Source organism: Caulobacter sp. LARHSG274 (assembly GCF_052871235.1).
Map to the genome: position 1 here is coordinate 38,432 of NZ_JBIXJO010000002.1, position 16,567 is coordinate 54,998.

General features: G+C 69.3%; 22 protein-coding genes. 14 read left to right on the plus strand and 8 right to left on the minus strand.

Features of this window, described 5'->3' with window-relative positions; genetic code table 11:
• Window positions 1-96: 96 nt before the first annotated feature.
• Entirely contained in the window at window positions 97-528 is a 432-nt protein-coding gene (locus tag ACIPQB_RS04490; RefSeq protein ID WP_446484015.1) for a helix-turn-helix domain-containing protein, read from the minus strand.
• Between the two features lie 65 nt (window positions 529-593).
• Here ACIPQB_RS04490 and ACIPQB_RS04495 point away from each other — a divergent pair, with 65 nt between their 5' ends.
• From ACIPQB_RS04495 to ACIPQB_RS04550, 12 genes are all read left to right on the plus strand, one after another.
• Window positions 594-1,448: a class I SAM-dependent methyltransferase gene (locus ACIPQB_RS04495; protein ID WP_446484016.1), complete on the plus strand. Its 855-nt coding sequence runs from the start codon at window positions 594-596 to the stop codon at window positions 1,446-1,448.
• Window positions 1,449-1,524: 76 nt separating this feature from the next.
• Window positions 1,525-2,310, plus strand: coding sequence for an RNA methyltransferase (locus ACIPQB_RS04500; protein ID WP_446484017.1), 786 nt, complete (start codon window positions 1,525-1,527; stop codon window positions 2,308-2,310).
• A gap of 96 nt (window positions 2,311-2,406) precedes the next feature.
• Window positions 2,407-3,516: an S-(hydroxymethyl)glutathione dehydrogenase/class III alcohol dehydrogenase gene (locus tag ACIPQB_RS04505; RefSeq protein ID WP_446484018.1), complete on the plus strand. Its 1,110-nt coding sequence runs from the start codon at window positions 2,407-2,409 to the stop codon at window positions 3,514-3,516.
• Between the two features lie 32 nt (window positions 3,517-3,548).
• Window positions 3,549-4,259, plus strand: a complete 711-nt coding sequence (locus ACIPQB_RS04510; protein ID WP_446484019.1) for a hypothetical protein — start codon at window positions 3,549-3,551, stop codon at window positions 4,257-4,259.
• On the plus strand, window positions 4,256-5,101 hold the full coding sequence (fghA, locus tag ACIPQB_RS04515) for an S-formylglutathione hydrolase (protein WP_446484020.1): 846 nt from the start codon (window positions 4,256-4,258) through the stop codon (window positions 5,099-5,101). The genes ACIPQB_RS04510 and fghA overlap by 4 nt, the downstream gene beginning before the upstream one ends.
• Before the next feature lie 42 nt (window positions 5,102-5,143).
• Window positions 5,144-5,323 carry an antitoxin gene (locus ACIPQB_RS04520; protein WP_446484021.1) on the plus strand — a complete coding sequence of 60 codons (180 nt, stop codon included), beginning with the start codon at window positions 5,144-5,146 and terminating at the stop codon, window positions 5,321-5,323.
• Window positions 5,311-5,583, plus strand: a complete 273-nt coding sequence (locus tag ACIPQB_RS04525) for a type II toxin-antitoxin system RelE/ParE family toxin (RefSeq protein ID WP_446484022.1) — start codon at window positions 5,311-5,313, stop codon at window positions 5,581-5,583. Before ACIPQB_RS04520 ends, ACIPQB_RS04525 begins: the two co-directional genes overlap by 13 nt.
• A gap of 162 nt (window positions 5,584-5,745) precedes the next feature.
• Window positions 5,746-6,363 carry a 30S ribosomal protein S4 gene (gene rpsD, locus ACIPQB_RS04530; protein ID WP_446484023.1) on the plus strand — a complete coding sequence of 206 codons (618 nt, stop codon included), beginning with the start codon at window positions 5,746-5,748 and terminating at the stop codon, window positions 6,361-6,363.
• A 260-nt stretch (window positions 6,364-6,623) separates the two neighbouring features.
• Entirely contained in the window at window positions 6,624-6,917 is a 294-nt protein-coding gene (locus tag ACIPQB_RS04535) for a TFIIB-type zinc ribbon-containing protein (protein ID WP_446484024.1), read from the plus strand.
• 21 nt (window positions 6,918-6,938) lie between these two features.
• Window positions 6,939-7,874 carry a zinc metalloprotease HtpX gene (gene htpX / locus ACIPQB_RS04540; protein WP_446484025.1) on the plus strand — a complete coding sequence of 312 codons (936 nt, stop codon included), beginning with the start codon at window positions 6,939-6,941 and terminating at the stop codon, window positions 7,872-7,874.
• A 66-nt stretch (window positions 7,875-7,940) separates the two neighbouring features.
• Window positions 7,941-8,279, plus strand: a complete 339-nt coding sequence (locus ACIPQB_RS04545; protein ID WP_446484026.1) for a hypothetical protein — start codon at window positions 7,941-7,943, stop codon at window positions 8,277-8,279.
• A 73-nt stretch (window positions 8,280-8,352) separates the two neighbouring features.
• The gene (locus ACIPQB_RS04550) at window positions 8,353-8,727 is read left to right on the plus strand and encodes a hypothetical protein (protein ID WP_446484027.1); all 375 of its coding nucleotides are present in this window, start codon (window positions 8,353-8,355) and stop codon (window positions 8,725-8,727) included.
• Window positions 8,728-8,948: 221 nt separating this feature from the next.
• On the opposite strand, the gene ACIPQB_RS04555 is transcribed toward ACIPQB_RS04550, so the two are convergent.
• The 4 genes from ACIPQB_RS04555 to ACIPQB_RS04570 are packed head-to-tail and all read right to left on the minus strand — an operon-like array spanning window position 8,949 to window position 10,937.
• Window positions 8,949-9,368 (minus strand): acyl-CoA thioesterase, encoded by a 420-nt coding sequence (locus ACIPQB_RS04555; RefSeq protein ID WP_446484028.1) that lies wholly within the window; start codon window positions 9,366-9,368, stop codon window positions 8,949-8,951.
• A 40-nt stretch (window positions 9,369-9,408) separates the two neighbouring features.
• Window positions 9,409-9,750, minus strand: coding sequence for a Grx4 family monothiol glutaredoxin (grxD, locus tag ACIPQB_RS04560; RefSeq protein ID WP_446484029.1), 342 nt, complete (start codon window positions 9,748-9,750; stop codon window positions 9,409-9,411).
• A 51-nt stretch (window positions 9,751-9,801) separates the two neighbouring features.
• Window positions 9,802-10,695, minus strand: a complete 894-nt coding sequence (locus tag ACIPQB_RS04565) for an aldo/keto reductase (RefSeq protein ID WP_446484030.1) — start codon at window positions 10,693-10,695, stop codon at window positions 9,802-9,804.
• A 5-nt stretch (window positions 10,696-10,700) separates the two neighbouring features.
• Entirely contained in the window at window positions 10,701-10,937 is a 237-nt protein-coding gene (locus ACIPQB_RS04570; protein WP_446484031.1) for a BolA/IbaG family iron-sulfur metabolism protein, read from the minus strand.
• 148 nt (window positions 10,938-11,085) lie between these two features.
• Here ACIPQB_RS04570 and ACIPQB_RS04575 point away from each other — a divergent pair, with 148 nt between their 5' ends.
• Complete coding sequence (locus ACIPQB_RS04575) at window positions 11,086-12,021, plus strand: M20/M25/M40 family metallo-hydrolase (RefSeq protein WP_446484032.1); 936 nt, start codon at window positions 11,086-11,088, stop codon at window positions 12,019-12,021.
• A gap of 52 nt (window positions 12,022-12,073) precedes the next feature.
• On the opposite strand, the gene pbpC is transcribed toward ACIPQB_RS04575, so the two are convergent.
• Window positions 12,074-14,212, minus strand: a complete 2,139-nt coding sequence (gene pbpC / locus ACIPQB_RS04580) for a multimodular transpeptidase-transglycosylase PbpC (RefSeq protein ID WP_446484033.1) — start codon at window positions 14,210-14,212, stop codon at window positions 12,074-12,076.
• 66 nt (window positions 14,213-14,278) lie between these two features.
• Here pbpC and ACIPQB_RS04585 point away from each other — a divergent pair, with 66 nt between their 5' ends.
• Complete coding sequence (locus ACIPQB_RS04585) at window positions 14,279-14,761, plus strand: YcgN family cysteine cluster protein (protein WP_446484034.1); 483 nt, start codon at window positions 14,279-14,281, stop codon at window positions 14,759-14,761.
• Between the two features lie 19 nt (window positions 14,762-14,780).
• Here the strand turns inward: ACIPQB_RS04585 and ACIPQB_RS04590 are convergent, their stop codons facing one another.
• Entirely contained in the window at window positions 14,781-15,560 is a 780-nt protein-coding gene (locus ACIPQB_RS04590) for an SDR family oxidoreductase (RefSeq protein ID WP_446484035.1), read from the minus strand.
• 300 nt (window positions 15,561-15,860) lie between these two features.
• Window positions 15,861-16,562, minus strand: coding sequence for a DNA/RNA nuclease SfsA (gene sfsA, locus ACIPQB_RS04595; RefSeq protein WP_446484036.1), 702 nt, complete (start codon window positions 16,560-16,562; stop codon window positions 15,861-15,863).
• Window positions 16,563-16,567: the final 5 nt, after the last annotated feature.

A 16,567-nucleotide genomic window follows, 5' to 3' on the forward strand; every position in this document is an offset into this window, starting at 1 on the left:
TCAAAGCCCTTGGCGTCAGCCCCAGAGCCATTCCATCTGGGTCCCGGCATTCGCCGGGATGAGCGGAAGTGTGGGTCAATATTGGTGGCGAATGCGCTAGGCCCTCCCGACAGCCCTCCGCCTCGGCCCGCGGCCGCGGGCGATAGCCGCCTTCAGCAGCCGCCGGAAGGTCGGGCATTCCATGTGGCTGGGGGCGGGGCAGGCGGCGGCGTGGCGAAGGCCGTCGCGCAGCGCGCTCAGGCGCCGGATCATCGTGTCCAGGGCGTCGGCCTTGGCCGCGCACAGGCCGCGGTCGAGACGCAGCTGACCGTTCCCGTCGAGCATGCCGCCGATCTCGTCGAGCGAGAAGCCCGCCGTCTGGCCCAGGGCGATCAGCGACAGGCGGTCGAGCACCCCGGCCTCGAACAGGCGCCTGAGCCCGCGCCGGCCGACCGAGGCGATCAGCCCCTTGTCCTCATAGAACCGCAGCCGCGAGGCGGCCATGCCCGAGCGCCGGGCGACCTCCGCAATATCGAGAAATTCGACCATTGACCTCAACCTGACTTGAAGTCGTAGCCTGTCCCGCAGCGATGATGCAAAGCAAGGCGGATCCGATGACGCAGCCCCAAACCCAGCCCAACGAAGCCCAGGCCCGGCTCTGGAACGCCCGAGCGGGCCAGACGTGGGTCGAGCAGCAGGCCATGCTGGACCGCCTGTTCCTGCCCTTCGAGCAGGCGCTGCTGGAGGCCGTCCAGGCGGCCGGGGCCCATGAGGTGCTCGACGTCGGCTGCGGGACGGGGGCGACCACCCTGGCCGTCGCCCGCAGCTTGCAAGGGCGGGGGCGCTGCACCGGCCTTGACCTGTCCGTCCCGATGATCGAGGCCGCCCGGCGCCGGGCCAGCGCCGCCGGCCTCGACAACAGCCGATTCATCGCCGCCGACGCCCAGCGCCACGCCTTCGAGCCCGGGCTTTTCGACGCGATGATCTCGCGGTTCGGGGTGATGTTCTTCGACGACCCGGCCGCCGCCTTCGCCAATCTTCGGCGGGCCATGCGTCCGGACGCCGGCCTGACCCTGATCGCCTGGCGCGGCCCCGAGGACAACCCGTTCATGACCACGGCCGAGCGGGCGGCCGCGCCGCTGCTGCCGGAGCTGCCGCCCCGCGATCCGGCCGCGCCCGGCCAGTTCGCCTTCGCCGACGCCGAGCGGGTGCGCGCCATCCTGGCGGCGGCCGGCTGGGGCGACATCGACCTGGCCCCGCTCGACGTCGCCTGCACCCTGTCGCTGGCGGACCTGGACGTCTACGCCGCCCGTATGGGGCCGGTGGCCCTGCTGCTGCCCGACCTTGAGCCGCAGAGACGCGACGCGGTCGCCGCCGCGGTTCGACGGGCGTTCGACGTCCATGTGTCGGACGGCGCGGCGCGGTTCACCGCCGCCTGCTGGCGGATCCAGGCGCGTAATCCGTCGTGACCGCCGGATCCGGTTAAACGCCCGCCGGCCATCGGGGGGCTTGCGCCGCGCGGCCGTCCGGCGGCAAAGGGAGGCGATGAGCCAGAACCCCGCCCCGCCCTGCGTGATCCTCAACCAGCCGCAACTGGCCGAGAACATCGGCGCGGTCGCCCGGGTGATGGCCAATTTCGGCCTGTCCGACCTGCGCCTGGTCAAGCCGCGCGACGGCTGGCCGCAGGAGCGGGCCTGGGCCAGCGCCTCGGGCGCCGACTGGCCGCTGGACAACGCCAAGGTGTTCGACACGCTGGCGGCGGCGATCGCCGACCTGAAGCTGGTGTTCGCCACCACGGCCCGCCCGCGCGAGACCCGCCTGCCGGTCTACACCCCGCGCGAGGCCGCGGCCCACCTGTCGGCGGACGTCGCCCAGGGCCGGGCGGTCGGCCTGCTGTTCGGCGGCGAGCGGGCCGGGCTGGAGACCGACGACATCGCCCTGTGCCAGGCGATCGTCAGCATCCCGATCGACGAGCGCTTCCGGTCGCTGAACCTGGCCCAGGCGGTGTCGATCAACGCCTACGAATGGAAGATGACGGTCGACGACCGGCCGTGGTCGAGGTTCGAGTACAATGTCGCCGAGCCGGCCGACCAGTCCAGCCTGCTGGGCCTCTACGCCCACCTGGAGGACGAGCTGGACAAGGCCGGCTTCTACCATCCGCCCGAGAAGAAGCCGTCGATGGTCCGCAATCTCCGCGCCCCCCTGGCCCGGGCCCGGCTGACCGAGCAGGAGGTGCGCACCTTCCGCGGCGTGGTCACGGCGCTGTCCAAGGGCCGAGGCCGGGTGCTGGCCAAGCTGGCGGCGGCCAAGGCGGCGAAGTCAGAAGAGTAGCCCTCTCCCGCCGGAAGAGGGCCAGGAGAAGAGGGGCTCGACCCCGTCCCGCCTCAAAGGCAAAGTCCGGCCCGACTCAATTCCGGAGACCTCGCCATGAAGACCCGCGCCGCCGTCGCCTTCGAGGCCAAGAAGCCGCTGGAGATCGTCGAGGTCGACCTGGAAGGCCCCAAGGCCGGCGAGGTGCTGGTCGAGATCAAGGCCACGGGGGTCTGCCACACCGACGCCTACACGCTGGACGGCCTGGACAGCGAGGGCCTGTTCCCCTCGATTCTGGGCCATGAGGGCGCCGGCGTGGTGGTCGAGGTCGGGGCCGGCGTCACCAGCGTCGCTGTCGGCGACCACGTGATCCCGCTCTACACGCCCGAATGCCGGCAGTGCAAAAGCTGCCTGTCGGGCAAGACCAACCTCTGCACGGCGATCCGCGCCACCCAGGGCAAGGGGCTGATGCCGGACGGCACCAGCCGCTTTTCCAACAAGGGCCGGGCCATCCACCACTATATGGGCTGCTCGACCTTCTCGAACTACACGGTGCTGCCCGAGATCGCCGTGGCCAGGATCCGCAAGGACGCGCCGTTCAAGACCGCCTGCTACTGCGGCTGCGGCGTCACCACCGGGGTGGGGGCCGTGGTCAACACCGCCAAGGTCGAGCCGGGCGCCAACGCCGTGGTGTTCGGCCTGGGCGGCATCGGCCTCAACGTCATCCAGGGCCTGAAGCTGGTCGGCGCCAACATGATCGTCGGGGTCGATCTCAATCCCGACCGCGAGGCCTGGGGCCGCCGGTTCGGCATGACCCACTTCGTCAATCCCAAGACCCTCGACGGCGATCTCGTCGCCCACCTGGTGGCGCTGACCGACGGCGGGGCGGACTACACCTTCGACGCCACCGGCAACACCACGGTGATGCGCCAGGCGCTGGAGGCCTGTCATCGCGGCTGGGGCGAGAGCATCATCATCGGCGTGGCCGAGGCGGGGAAAGAGATCGCCACCCGCCCGTTCCAGCTGGTCACCGGCCGGGTCTGGCGCGGGACGGCCTTCGGCGGGGCCCGCGGCCGCACCGACACCCCCAAGATCGTCGACTGGTACATGGACGGCAAGATCCAGATCGACCCGATGATCACCCACGTCCTGCCGCTGGAAGACATCAACAAGGCCTTCGACCTGATGCATGCCGGCGAGAGCATCCGCACGGTGGTGACGTTCTGATTTGATCCCCGCAGGAGGGGAGGAGGCGTGGCATGAAGTTCGATGCGCAGAAGGCTCTGATCGCCTATTCGGGGGTCCTGACCGCCGTGGTCGTCGGCCTGCTGGTCGCCGGCGCCGCGCGGGCGCCGGGCAAGGCCGCCTTCACCGAGATCGACGTCCAGCGGATCAACGTCCGGGAGCCGGACGGCGTCTTGCGGATGGTGATCTCGAACCAAGCCCTGTGGCCTGGGCTCATCATCAAGGGCCACGAATATCCCCATCCCAACCGCAAGACCGCCGGCCTGCTGTTCTTCAACGAGGAAGGCAGCGAGAATGGCGGACTGATCTTCGACGGCCGCGAGAAGGACGGTCGCCGCACCAACAGCGGCAGCCTGACCTTCGATCGTTATCATCAGGATCAGACGATCCAGATCATCTCCGACGAAGACGGTCCCGATCGCCATGCGGGCCTGATCGTCACCGACCGGCCCGACGGTCCGATGGATTTCACCCTGCCGAGTCGGCTGAACGCGATCCCAGAGGCCGACCGGCCTGCGGCCTTGAAGGCGGGCCATTTCGGCGGCGTCCAGCGGGCCTTCCTGGGACGCGCCGACGACGGCGTCTCGCAACTGTCCCTGCGCGACGGCGAAGGCCGCAAGCGCTTGATCCTGGCGGTGACGCCAGAAGGCGAGGCGACGATCCAGTTCCTCGATGCGACGGGCAAGGTCGTGCGCACCGTCACGCCGTCGCCGGAGGCGAAATGATCGAAACCCTCGCCGCCCACCGGACCCAGGGCGGGACCCTGCGCTACTGCCGGCACGACAGCGCCAGCACCGGCACGGCGATGAAGTTCACCGTCTGGACGCCGGACGGGGTGGGCCCGTTTCCCTACCTCGTCTGGCTGTCGGGCCTGACCTGCACCGAGGACAACTTCACCACCAAGTCGGGCGTCTACGCCCACGCGGCCCGGCATGGGATCGCCATTGTGGCGCCCGACACCTCGCCGCGCGGACCCGATCTTCAAGGCAATGCCGTCGCCGACGATCCGGCCTATGACCTGGGCCAGGGGGCGGGGTTCTATGTCGACGCCACGCAAACGCCCTGGGCGCCGCACTTTCGCATGTACGCCTACGTCACCAAGGACCTGCTGCAGGCCGTCGACGCCGCCTTCCCGCTGGACCCCGCCCGGCGCGGGATCTTCGGCCACTCGATGGGCGGCCACGGGGCGCTGACCATCGCCCTGAGGAACCCCGGCCTGTTCAAGTCGGTCAGCGCCTTCTCGCCGATCGTCTCGCCGTCCAACTGCCCATGGGGCGAGAAGGCGCTGGGCGCCTATCTGGGCCCCGACCGCGCCGCCTGGCGGGGCCATGACGCCGTCGCCCTGGTCGAGGACGGGGCGGGGACCAGCTTCGACGAGATCCTGGTCGACCAGGGCCTGGCCGACGGTTTCCTGGACAGCCAGCTGAAGCCCGAACTGCTGGAGGAGGCCGGCGCCGAGGCCCGCCTGAAGATCACGGTGCGGCGCCAGGAAGGCTACGACCACAGCTACTTCTTCATCGCCACCTTCATCGGCGACCATGTGGCCTGGCACGCGGAACGGCTGTAGGCCGGCTTTGAGGCGCTTGGCGCCTGTGGTAGGTTCAACGCCATGACCCCCGAACCCTCCATCTTCGATCAGGTCGACGACCAATCGGAAACGGCCGCTGACGCCCAAGGTCTGGCGGATCTTGAAGCTGGTCGGGTCGTTCCTCACGCCGACGTCGCCGCCTGGCTTGAGACCTGGGGAACGCCCGACGAAAAGCCCGCGCCCGCCTCGTGGTTCAAGTAGTCTGGACTCGCCGCGCGCTGTCGGACCTGACGGCCATTCGAGCCTATATCGGTCAATTTAGTCCGCTCGCCGCGCAGCGCATGGCCATGCGGCTCAAGCGAGCGGGCGACAGTCTGCACGAGCACCCGGAACGGACGCGATCCGCAGGACCGGATTTGCGCGAGCTGACGGCGATCCCGCCCTACATTCTGCGCTATCGCGTAACGCCCGAGGCGGTGGTCATCGTGCGTATACGCCATGGCGCTCAGCAAACGGACTGAGTCTCCCGCCGTTGACTCCCCGCATCCCCTCCGTCATAAACCGCCCCTTCTCGCCACCGGCTTGCCGGCTGGCGCGAAAACCGCATGACGGAATGACCCGACGCCGCCGTTGAGATCGCACCCTTTCGAGGGCGCCGGCCCGGATCGAATGAAGAGTGACTTATGTCCAAGCGCCATAGCGCCAAGTACAAGATCGATCGCCGCATGGGCGAAAACCTCTGGGGCCGGCCCAAGTCGCCGGTCAACCAGCGGTCCTACGGCCCCGGCCAGCACGGCCAGCGCCGCAAGCAGAAGGTTTCCGACTTCGGCCTGCAGCTGCGCGCCAAGCAGAAGCTGAAGGGCTATTACGGCAACCTGACCGAAAAGCAGTTCAGCCGCACCTACGAGGAAGCCGCCCGCCGCAAGGGCAACACCTCGGAAAACCTGATCGGCCTGCTGGAATCGCGCCTGGACGCCGTCGTCTACCGCGCCAAGTTCGTGCCGACCCCGTTCGCCGCCCGCCAGTTCGTCAACCACGGCCACGTGCTGGTCAACGGCAAGCGCGTCAACATCGCCTCCTACCGCGTCAAGCCGGGCGACGTCGTCAGCGTCCGCGAAAAGTCGCGCAACATGGCCCTGGTCATCGAGGCCCTGGCCTCGTCGGAACGCGACTTCTGCGAATATATCACCGTCGAAGCCAAGGCGATGAGCGCGACCTACGTCCGGATCCCGGAACTGTCGGAAGTGCCCTATCCGGTGAAGATGGAACCCAACCTCGTCGTCGAATTCTACGCCTCGTAAGACGCGTTCTTTTCGAGACGATCAAAGGCCCCGGAGCGATCCGGGGCCTTTTTGTTTGCGCCCGGCTGTTCGCGGCGCCCTTGAACGCCCCGGCGGCCGTCCTAGATTCTAGTCGCGGGCCGGGCCCCTCTGGCGAGCGCTCAGGCGTTCGTGATGTCGGACCGCATCGGGTGTTCTCGATGTCTGGGTCCGGTTGTCCCCTCCCTCGTACCGGATCCAGCGTCGGGAACACCCGTCCATCAACAGGACAGGGACCGACCATGCCGCTTCTGATGTGCCCCAATTGCGATGTTTCGATGCAGGCCGTGCAGCGCGCGGCCGTGGAGTTCGACATGTGTCCCCAGTGCCGGGGCGTGTGGCTGGACCGCGGCGAGCTGGAAAAGCTGATGTCGATGGAGCGGGGCGAGGCCCAGGCCGCACCGCCGCGCCTGCCCGACTATGACCGCCCCCGCGAGCGTCGCGACGAGCGGCCCTCCCACCGTTACGACGACGACCGTCACCGCGGCCATCACGGCAAGAAGAAGCGCTTCGACCTGTTCGACATCTTCGACTGATCCAAGCCAAGCGATAGGACCATGAACCACCTCAAGACCTTCGTCCTGCTGGCCGGCCTGACGGCGCTGTTCGTCGGGGCCGGCTACATGATCGGCGGCCCGACCGGCATGCTGATCGCCCTGGTGTTCGCCCTGGGGATGAACCTGTTCTCGTACTGGAACGCCGACAAGATCGTGCTGCGGATGTACGGCGCGGTCGAGGTCGACGCCGCCGACCCCAATCCGGTGGTGCGGACCTATGTCCGCGACGTCGAGGACCTGGCCGAGCGGGCCGGCCTGCCGCGGCCGCGCATCACCGTCATCGACAGCGACCAGCCCAACGCCTTCGCCACCGGCCGCGACCCGGACCACGCCGCCGTCGCCGCCAGCACCGGCCTGCTGGGCCTGCTCGACCGCGACGAGATCCGCGGCGTCATGGCCCACGAGCTGGCCCATGTGAAGAACCGCGACACCCTGACCATGACGGTGACGGCGACCATCGCCGGCGCCATCTCGGCCCTGGCCAATTTCGCCTTCTTCCTGGGCGGTTCGCGCGACGACGAGGACCGGCCCGGCGGGCTGGTCGGGACAATCGCCCTGGCCATCCTGGCCCCGATCGCCGCCATGCTGGTGCAGATGGCCATCAGCCGCTCGCGCGAATACGAGGCCGACCGGGTGGGGGCCGGCATCGCCGGCGACGGCCGGGCCCTGGCCCGGGCGCTGGAGAAGATCGAGGCCTATGCCCGCGGCGGGGCGGTCAACCACGAGGCCGAACGCAACCCGGCCACCGCCCACCTGTTCATCATCAACCCCTTGTCGGGAAAGGGCGCCGACAACCTGTTCTCGACCCACCCGGCCACCCGCAACCGGGTCGAGGCCCTGCTGCGGCTGGGCGTCGCCCAGGCGACGCGCGGCCGGGTCGCCACCGCCGTGCCGACCGGCGGCGAGCGCGATCGCCGGGCCGGACCCTGGCATTGAGCCGGCGGCCTTAACCATGCGACAAGGCCCCAGGCGTTATCCAGTTGAAACGCCTGGGGGAACTTCATGAGCTTGCCGCAAACCAAACCGCCGGCCGCCGGCCTGGCGACCGTGCTGGAGGCCCTGTCGGCCGAGATGTCGATCGCCGCCGTCGCCTGCGGCCACCTCGACAGCGCCCTGGGTCAGATCCTGGAGGCCGTGCCGCCAGAGGCGCGGATGCAGGTGATGCAGGAGCTGCACATGGTCGACATGCTGGCCCAGCACATCACCGCCATCACCGACTTCGCCGCCGGCCTGGCCCAGGTCGCCGCCGACGACGTCGCGCTGGACGTCGAGGCGGCCCTGTCGCGCATCACCCTCGGCGACGTCGCCAACCGGCTGCGCGAGGCGCTGGCGGCGGGGTAGGTTGCGCGCGGCCAAGCCTTGCGCAAACTAGGGCCGAGCGCCGCCTTTCGGCGCGGCGCGCCCAAAGGCTTTCATGACCCTCGATCGACGCGGACTGCTGGCGGCCGGGCTGGCCCTGGGGCTGGGCGGCTGCGCCGGGCGGGGCGGGGTGCGGCTGGTCGCCACGGCGACCGGGCCGGGGGAGCTGGAAACGCTAAAGGCGATCTCCGCCGACGCCGCCGGCCTGACGATCCGCGTCGCCTCGCACGGCTGCACCCGCAAGGCCGACTTCGCCTTCTATGTCGACCGCACCGGTCTCCAGCCGACCATCGCCTTCGCCCGCAAGCGGCTGGACGTCTGTCCCGCGCTCGAGACCGGCGAGGCGGTGCTGGCCTTCAGCTATGCGGAGCTGGGGGTGTCCGGACAGGGGCGATTGGTGGTGCTCAATCCGGTGGGGGAGGGGCGTTAGCCGGCTTCATACACAGCGTGAGTTCGACCTCTCGCTTCCCTTTGATCTCGTCATCCCGGGCCTCGTGCCCGGGACCCATCCGTCCGCCGCAAGGGCAGGGGTGTGGCGCGCAGGCGCGCCATTTTGCTTCACCGTCAGCTGAACCATGGGTCCCGGGCACAAGGCCCGGGATGACGGCTGTAAATGAGGGCGAAAGCGATCGAAAGCGAAGACCGTTAGCCTCACCCCTTCGGCGTGAACCGCTCGACCATCCAGTCGGGAACCCTCGCCGGGCGCTTGGCGGCGATGTCGACCAGCACCCAGTCGGTGCGGCTCTGGGCGCACATTTCGCCGTCGGGGCCGTCGATGCGGACATAGCGCTCGAAGCGCGGGCCCTTCAGCTCGCCCACCCAGGTGTAGCCGGTCGCGGTCTCGCCGGGCAGCAGGGCGCGGCGGTAGTCGACCTCGTGGCGGCGGGCCACCCAGCTCCAGCCGGCCCGCTCCCCGGGGCTGGCCCAGGCTTCCCAGTGGGCGATGGCCAGGTCCTGGGCCCAGGCCAGATAGACCACGTTGTTGACGTGGCCGTTGTCGTCGATGTCCGACGGCGTGGGCGTGAAGGTCCGCGAAAAAGCGTCGCCGGCCGGGACGAAGATCCGGCTCACGCGCGCCGCCTCAGGCGGCCGCCGGCGCGCCCGGGCCGGCTCAAGCCGCGATCAGGCCCTGTTCGGCCAGCAGGGTCTTCAGCTCGCCCGACTGGAACATCTCGCGGACGATGTCGCTGCCGCCGATGAACTCGCCCTTGACGTAGAGCTGGGGAATGGTCGGCCAGTCGGTGAAGGTCTTGACGCCCTGGCGCAGCTCGTCGTCCTGCAGCACGTCGACGCCGACGAACGACACGCCCAGATGGTCGAGGATCTGGACGGTGATCGACGAGAAGCCGCAGCGCGGCTGGTCGGGCACGCCCTTCATGAACAGGACCACGGGATTTTCCGCCACGGTCTTGGCGATGAAGTCGAGGGCGGGGGTGGAGGCGACGTCGTTCATGGGAGGCGATCCTTGGCGTAGTCTCTCAGCTAGGCGCCGCGACCCCCTGGGTCAAGCGTGACGCTGGTTTCGCTCGGCCTGCTGGGCCGAAAAGCGGGCCATTTCGATCTGGGCGGCGCAGCCGGTCGGCAGCTCGCGCTCGGCGACGGCGGCCAGGGCCTCGATCTGGGCCGGCGAGTCGGCGGTGATCTGGACGGTGGCCAGGGACGGCTCGGTCAGGGCGTAGGCCAGGCAGATCTGCTCGGCGGTCCAGCCATGGGTGTTGCGCAGGAAGTCGTAGCCGCCGACCCCGGCCAGCGGGTCGACCCGGCGGCGCCACAGCGACGGCTTGGGCAGGAAGGCCCGCTTGTCGTCGCGCAGGGCCTCGGGCCAGAAGTCCTGACCGATCACCGCCATCTCGCGGCTCATGGCCAGCCGCACGCGGTTGCGCTCGCCCCACCCCGAGGCGAGGTTGAACGGCGTGGCCATGGCCTCGAACACGCCGGTGGCCGCATACTGGTCGAAGCGCTCGCCGGCCCCGGCCACGCCGAGCAGCCGCACCCGCCGCGCCGCGCGCAGGGCCTTCAGGTGCTCCACCGTCTTGGCCGAGCAGGGATTGGCGTCGGGATCGTCCCAGGTGGCGACGTCCAGATAGCCCAGGCCGGTGCGGGCCAGGGCCTGTTCGATCAGGGCGTGGACGGCCTGGGCGTTCAGCGGCGTTTCGCCGCGGGCCCGCAGCCGCCAGTTGATGAACAGCAGCCGCCGCTCGACCGAGCCGAACGCCTGGGCCGCGCCGTCGATCAGGGCCGGGGATGCGCCGTCGATCTCGAAGGTGTTGATGCCGTTTTCCAGCGCCGCATAGACCAGGCCCCGCCAGTCCTCGGCCCGCAGGCGCGGCTGGTCCTCGAGCCTCAGCGAGATCGCCGAGACCGCCACGCCGGCGACGCCGAAGGGACGGTAGCGCATCGGCCCTAGTCCGCCGGGGCCGCGGTCTCGAGCGCCAAGGCGTGCAGGGCCCCGCCCAGCACGTCGGCCAGGGCGCGGTTGACCATCTGGTGCTGCTTGACCCGGTTCAGGCCGCGAAAGGCGGGCGAGACGATCCGGGCCTTATAGTGGTCGCCGTCGCCGGCCAGGTCGGTCAGCACGATCTCGGCGTCGGGAAAGGCCGCGTGCAGCCGGGCTTCGAGGTCGGGAAAGGACATGGGCACGGCGGAAAACTCCGAATCTCTCCCCCTCGTCTATGCCGCGTAAACCTTAAGAACGGGCGTACGGCGGCGGGGATCCGGCACGGCTCCGCTTGCGGGGACAGGGCTGTCGCGGCACTTAGGGTCGGACAAATCGTCGCGAAAGGATTCCGTGCGCTCGATTCTCCTGTCCGCCGCCGCCGTGTCCCTGGCTTCGAGCCTCGCCGCCGCCGCCCCGGTCGCGCCCGGTCCCGGGGCCCACGCTCTCGACGACGTCCGCATCCTCTCGGCCGACGACATGCAGGGGCGGGGCGTCGGCACGCCGGGCGGCGCCAAGGCCCGGGCCTATATCCTGCAACGTTTCGGCCAGATCGGCCTGGCCCCGCAGGGCGGGCGGTTCGAGCGGCCGTTCAGCTTCAAGACCAAGTGGGGCAAGACGGTCCAGGGCGTCAATCTGGTCGCCCGCATCCCGGGGGCGTCCAGTTCCGACAAGGTGCTGGTGGTCACGGCCCATTACGACCACCTGGGGATCAAGGGCGGCCAGATCTATAACGGGGCCGACGACAACGCCTCGGGCGTGGCCGGCCTGCTGGCCGTGGCCGAGGCGTTCAGGGCCCGGCCGCCCGCCCATACGGTGCTGATCGTCGCCCTCGACGGCGAGGAGAGCGGCCTGAAGGGCGCCAAGGCCCTGGTCGCCGATCCGCCCGCGCCGCTGGCGACCATCGGGCTGGACGTCAATTTCGACATGATCAGCAAGAACGCCAAGGGCGAGCTCTATGTCAGCGGGGCCGGCCCGCAGCCCTATCTGAAGCCGGTGCTGGACCAGGTGGTCCGGACCGCCCAGGTCACCCTGAAGCAGGGGCACGACACTGACGCGACCGGCAAGGCCGACAACTGGACCCTGCAGTCCGACCAGGGCGCCTTCGCCGCCCAGGGGGTGCCGTGGGTCTATTTCGGCGTCGAGGACCACCCCGAATACCACCAGCCCACCGACGACTTCGACACCCTGCCGCAGGACTTCTTCAAGCGCGCCGTGGCCACCGTGGTCCAGGCGACGCGAGCCCTGGACGACGACCTCGACATGATCAGCAAGGCGGCGGGGCGGTAAGGGCTCAGAACCGTCGTCGGCGTGAAAGCAGCCGGGAGACGGGGGCTGGCCGCTAATACGGCAGCGGCTGCGACGGCGGCGGCGCCTCGTCCGGGTTAGGCGGCGGCTCCAGCTCCGCGGCGGCGCGGGCGAATTCGGCGGACAGGGTTTCGTAGAAGCCGTTGCGCGGGTCGGGCGAGGATTGCGGGGCCGGGTCGGCGACCAGCCACGGGAAGTCGCGCACCGCCAGGCCCTCGTGGGCCGTCAGCATGAACCGCCGCCAGATGCTGGCCGGAATGTCGCCGCCGACCACCTTGTTCATCGGCCGGTCGTCGTCATTGCCGACCCAGACGCCGGTGACATAGTCGGGCGTGAAGCCGACGAACCAGGCGTCGCGCCAGTTCTGGCTGGTGCCGGTCTTGCCGGCCGCCGGCCAACCGAAGGCGGCGCGCCGGGCGGTGCCGACCTCGACCACCCGCTTCATCATCTTGACCATCATGCTGGCCTTGACGACGTCATAGACCCCCACCGGGGCGGCGGCCGCATGGGCGAAGATCGGCCGGCCGTCCTGGGTGGCGATGCTCTCGATCACATAGGGCTCGATCCGCTGGCCGCCCTGCTGGAACACCTGGAAGCCCGAGGTCAGCTGCAGAAGGTTGACCTCGTAGGCCCCCAGCGCCACCGACAGGTCGGGGTTGGACGGCAGGGTGGTGATGCCGAAGCGCCGGGCGAGGTCGCCGATCGCCGGGCCGCCGGCCTCCTGGGCCAGCTTGACGGCGATGGTGTTGATCGAATTGACCAGGGCGTCCTGCACGGTCATCGGCCCGCGATAGCCGCCGCCGTAGTTCTCGGGCTTCCAGTCGCCGAACCGCACCGGCCCGTCGACGCGGATGTCGGTGGGCAGCACCCCCTTCTCCAGGGCCGCGGCGTAGACGAACGGCTTGAAGGTCGAGCCCGGCTGGCGGCGGGCCTGGACGGCGCGGTTGAACGGGCTGTCGTCATAGTCGACGCCGCCGACCATGGCCCGCACGGCCCCGTCGGCCGACAGCGAGAGCAGGGCGGCCTGGCCGGCCCCGGCGCTGTCGCCGCCGATGCGGATCGCCTCGCGCACCGTCTGGGCCCCGGCCCGCTGCAGGCGCGGGTCGATGGTCAGGCGCACCACCAGGTCGGGGGCGTTCTGGCCGGCGATGCGCACCGCCTCGGTGGTGGCGTAGTCGAGCGCCCAGCCGTAGTCGCCCTCGTCCTGGCTCGCGGTCGGCGACAGGCGGGGGGTGTCGGCCAGGGCCTGGCGCTCCTGCTCGGCGGTGATCCAGCCCTCCTGGCGCATATTGGCCAGGACCAGGCGCGAGCGGGCCAGGGCCGCGCCCATGTCGCGGGTCAGGGCCAGGCGCGAGGGGGCCTTGGGCAGGCTGGCCAGCAGCGCGGCTTCGGACAGGGTCAGCTGGCTGGCCGGCTTGCCGAAATAGGTCAGGCTGGCCCCGTCGACCCCGAAGGTGTTGGCCCCGAAGAACACCCGGTTCAGATAGAGTTCCAGCACCTCGTCCTTGGACAGCACCTGCTCCAGCCGGTGGGCCAGCACGATCTCCTGCAGCTTGCGCCGGATCGTCCGGTCGGGGGTCAGGAACAGGCCCTTGGACAGCTGCTGGGAAAGGGTCGAGGCCCCCTGCACGGTGCGGCCGGCCCGGTGGTTGACCCAGGCGGCGCGGACGATGCCGTAGGGGTCGATGGCCCCGTGCTTGTAGAAGCGCTTGTCCTCGGCGGCCAGGAAGGCCAGGGGCACGTAGTCGGGCACCGACGCCAGGGTGATGCGCTGGCCGTAGCGGGGGCCGCGGCTGGCGATCACCTGGCCGTTGCGATCCTCGAAGCGGATGCCGGGCGCGCGGTTGACCGCGAACAACGCCTCGCGCGAGGGCAGGGGCGGGGTGTCGCGCAGATATCTCCACCAGACATAGCCGGCCCCGCCGGCCGCGAGCATGGCCGGCAGCAGCAGGGCCAGCAGGGCGGCGACCAGGATCCAGCGCCGCCGGCGCCCCTGGGCCAGGGCCCTGGCGTGCTTCAAATCCGCGCGGAACGGCTCCTCCGGCTCGGGCTCCGGCCGGCCCGGCGGCGGCCCGGGCGGCGGCGGCCCGGACCCGGACTCGCCCGGCCTGGCGGGTTTTGGGCCCGTCGGCTTGTCGTCGAACCGGTAGGGCGGCAGCGTCCAGTCGTTCACGGTCGTGGCGGGGTCCCGTTGGAGCCGAGGTTTGTGGTGGCGGCGTTTTGGGTTTAGGACGCCGCGATGTCCGCGCGCAAACCTTTCTGGGAAACCAAGTCCCTGATCCAGATGACCGTCCCCGAGTGGGAAAGTCTATGCGACGGCTGCGGCCTTTGCTGCCTGGTTCGCTTCGAGGACGAAGACACCGGCGAGATCATCCCCACCCGCGTGCATTGCCAGCTGTTCGACGAGCACCGCTGCACCTGCAAGGATTATGCGAACCGCCGCAAGACCGTACCCGACTGCATCAAGCTGACGCCGCACAATATCGAAAACCTCGAATGGATGCCGCCGTCCTGCGCCTATCGCCGGCTGCACGAGGGCAAGACCCTGCCCAGCTGGCACCCGCTGCTGACCGGCGACCCCGACAGCGTCCACAAGGCCGGGGTGTCGGTGCGCGACCAGACGGTGTCGGAGCTGTCGTTCGCTGATCCCGAGGACGCGCTGGACTTCGTCGCCGAGGACCTGATGTACGACAAGAGCGACGTGGACTGGGAAGAGGACTGAGAAGGGCGGGCGGGCCCTGTCAGCCGGGTGATGCCGCGGACCCGGCTAGCAGCCCGCCGTCGATATTCACCTCCGTGCCTGTCACGTAGGTTGCTTCGTCCGATGCGAGAGTGACCGCGATCGCCGCGACCTCATCGGGCATCCCGAACCGCTTCAAGGGCGTATCGGCGACCAGCGCCTGCATCCTAGCGTCGCGATCGGGGCCGGTTCCCAGCATTGGCTCCCAGATCGGCGTCAGTATGGCGGCCGGGTGGATCGAATTACATCGAATCTTCCATCCCTGCTGCGCGCAGTAGAGCGCGACCGTCTTGCTATGGTTTCGGATAGCCGCCTTGGACGAGGCATAGGCCGCCGCGAGAGGGATGCCAACCAGACCAGAGCGCGACGAAATATTGATGATGGAGCCTGTGCCTTTCCCCTTCATTGCGCCAATCGCGTAGCGACAACCGAGGAACGTTCCATCGAGATTTACCCGGTGGACTTCCCGCCAATCTTCGAGGCTGGCATGTTCGGGATCGTGGGCCACCATGCCCTGCTCGAACCCCGTCACGCCGGCATTGTTGACCACAACATCGGCTATTGGAACGAGGCTAGCCAGCCGTAGCCAATCAGCTTCCTCCCGCACATCGAGCTTTTCGAACTGGCACCCGATCTCGGCGGCCGTTGCCGCGCCAGCGGCTTCGTCAAGATCGGTAACTACGACGGTAGCGCCTTCGTTATGAAAGCAGGCAGCTATTGCGCGGCCGATGCCACGCGCAGCGCCGGTGACGACGCATGTCTTACCATCTAGTCGTTGCATAATAATCTCGAAACAAAGTCCAGTCGGCGGATTGCTCCGCGGGTGAATTCTTGCCGCTTTAGCGGTGACGCTGGATCATTTCGAAAACTCCCGAGGACGCAGCCTGTCTATATTGGTCGGTCGGGTCGAGCAACACTGCATCGATGGAATGTCTCCTATCGCAATGCGCAGAACCAGAGCCGCCGTTCCGCTTTCCACGCTATGGCTGACCTCTAAAAGGTCCGCCTTACGGAAGGCCCCATGCGCCCTCGCGGATGGGCCGCGCCGTGGCGGGCGGATTTCAGGGCGCGCTTGTCGTTCTCAGCGCTTCCAGACCATGCGTCGGGACAGCCGTATCGCCTCGCTGCCCATCTCGCAGCCATAGACCAGCACCTCGACCCCCGCATCGGCCGCCCGATCGAGCGCCTTGGCGAAGGCGGGATCGAGCTCTGCGCAGGCGCTGAAGGCGTCGCAGTCGCTGCGCTGGACGACGAACAGCGCCACCGCCCGGTCGCCCTGCTCGACCCGGGCCGCCAGGTCGCCCAGGTGCCGGGTCGAGCGCGCCGCCACACAGTCCGGAAATTCGGCCAGGGGCGGGGTCCGCGACAGGTGGCAGTTCTTGACCTCCAGCCAGCACGGCGGCCGGTCGGGATGGGTCAGCAGGAAGTCGACGCGGCTGGCTTCCGCGTATTTCACCTCCGGGCGGATCACAGCATAGCCGGTCAGCTCCGGGACCGCCTCGGCCGCCAGGGCCTCCGCCACCAGCTTGTTGGGCAGCAGGGTGTTGACGCCGACCAGCCCGCCATTGGCCTCCACCAGTTGCAGCGTCCAGGCCAGCTTGCGCTTGGGATCGCCCGACCACGAGACCCAGGCGGCCAGGCCCGCATCCTTCAGGCCCAGCATGGCGCCGGGATTGGGACAATGGGCGGTGATCGCTCGCCCGTCGTCCAGCACCAGGTCGACGAAGAAGCGCTTGTAGCGCTGGACGATGACGCCGCGCGCCATCGGTTGCGGGAGGAGCATGGGGG

Coding starts and splice junctions, on each gene's coding strand:
- ACIPQB_RS04490 (WP_446484015.1), bottom strand. CDS start 528: ATGGTCGAATTTCTCGATATTGCGGAGGTCGCCCGGCGCTCGGGCATG.
- ACIPQB_RS04495 (WP_446484016.1), top strand. CDS start 594: ATGACGCAGCCCCAAACCCAGCCCAACGAAGCCCAGGCCCGGCTCTGG.
- ACIPQB_RS04500 (WP_446484017.1), top strand. CDS start 1,525: ATGAGCCAGAACCCCGCCCCGCCCTGCGTGATCCTCAACCAGCCGCAA.
- ACIPQB_RS04505 (WP_446484018.1), top strand. CDS start 2,407: ATGAAGACCCGCGCCGCCGTCGCCTTCGAGGCCAAGAAGCCGCTGGAG.
- ACIPQB_RS04510 (WP_446484019.1), top strand. CDS start 3,549: ATGAAGTTCGATGCGCAGAAGGCTCTGATCGCCTATTCGGGGGTCCTG.
- fghA (WP_446484020.1), top strand. CDS start 4,256: ATGATCGAAACCCTCGCCGCCCACCGGACCCAGGGCGGGACCCTGCGC.
- ACIPQB_RS04520 (WP_446484021.1), top strand. CDS start 5,144: ATGACCCCCGAACCCTCCATCTTCGATCAGGTCGACGACCAATCGGAA.
- rpsD (WP_446484023.1), top strand. CDS start 5,746: ATGTCCAAGCGCCATAGCGCCAAGTACAAGATCGATCGCCGCATGGGC.
- ACIPQB_RS04535 (WP_446484024.1), top strand. CDS start 6,624: ATGCCGCTTCTGATGTGCCCCAATTGCGATGTTTCGATGCAGGCCGTG.
- htpX (WP_446484025.1), top strand. CDS start 6,939: ATGAACCACCTCAAGACCTTCGTCCTGCTGGCCGGCCTGACGGCGCTG.
- ACIPQB_RS04545 (WP_446484026.1), top strand. CDS start 7,941: ATGAGCTTGCCGCAAACCAAACCGCCGGCCGCCGGCCTGGCGACCGTG.
- ACIPQB_RS04550 (WP_446484027.1), top strand. CDS start 8,353: ATGACCCTCGATCGACGCGGACTGCTGGCGGCCGGGCTGGCCCTGGGG.
- grxD (WP_446484029.1), bottom strand. CDS start 9,750: ATGAACGACGTCGCCTCCACCCCCGCCCTCGACTTCATCGCCAAGACC.
- ACIPQB_RS04565 (WP_446484030.1), bottom strand. CDS start 10,695: ATGCGCTACCGTCCCTTCGGCGTCGCCGGCGTGGCGGTCTCGGCGATC.
- ACIPQB_RS04585 (WP_446484034.1), top strand. CDS start 14,279: ATGTCCGCGCGCAAACCTTTCTGGGAAACCAAGTCCCTGATCCAGATG.
- ACIPQB_RS04590 (WP_446484035.1), bottom strand. CDS start 15,560: ATGCAACGACTAGATGGTAAGACATGCGTCGTCACCGGCGCTGCGCGT.
- sfsA (WP_446484036.1), bottom strand. CDS start 16,562: ATGCTCCTCCCGCAACCGATGGCGCGCGGCGTCATCGTCCAGCGCTAC.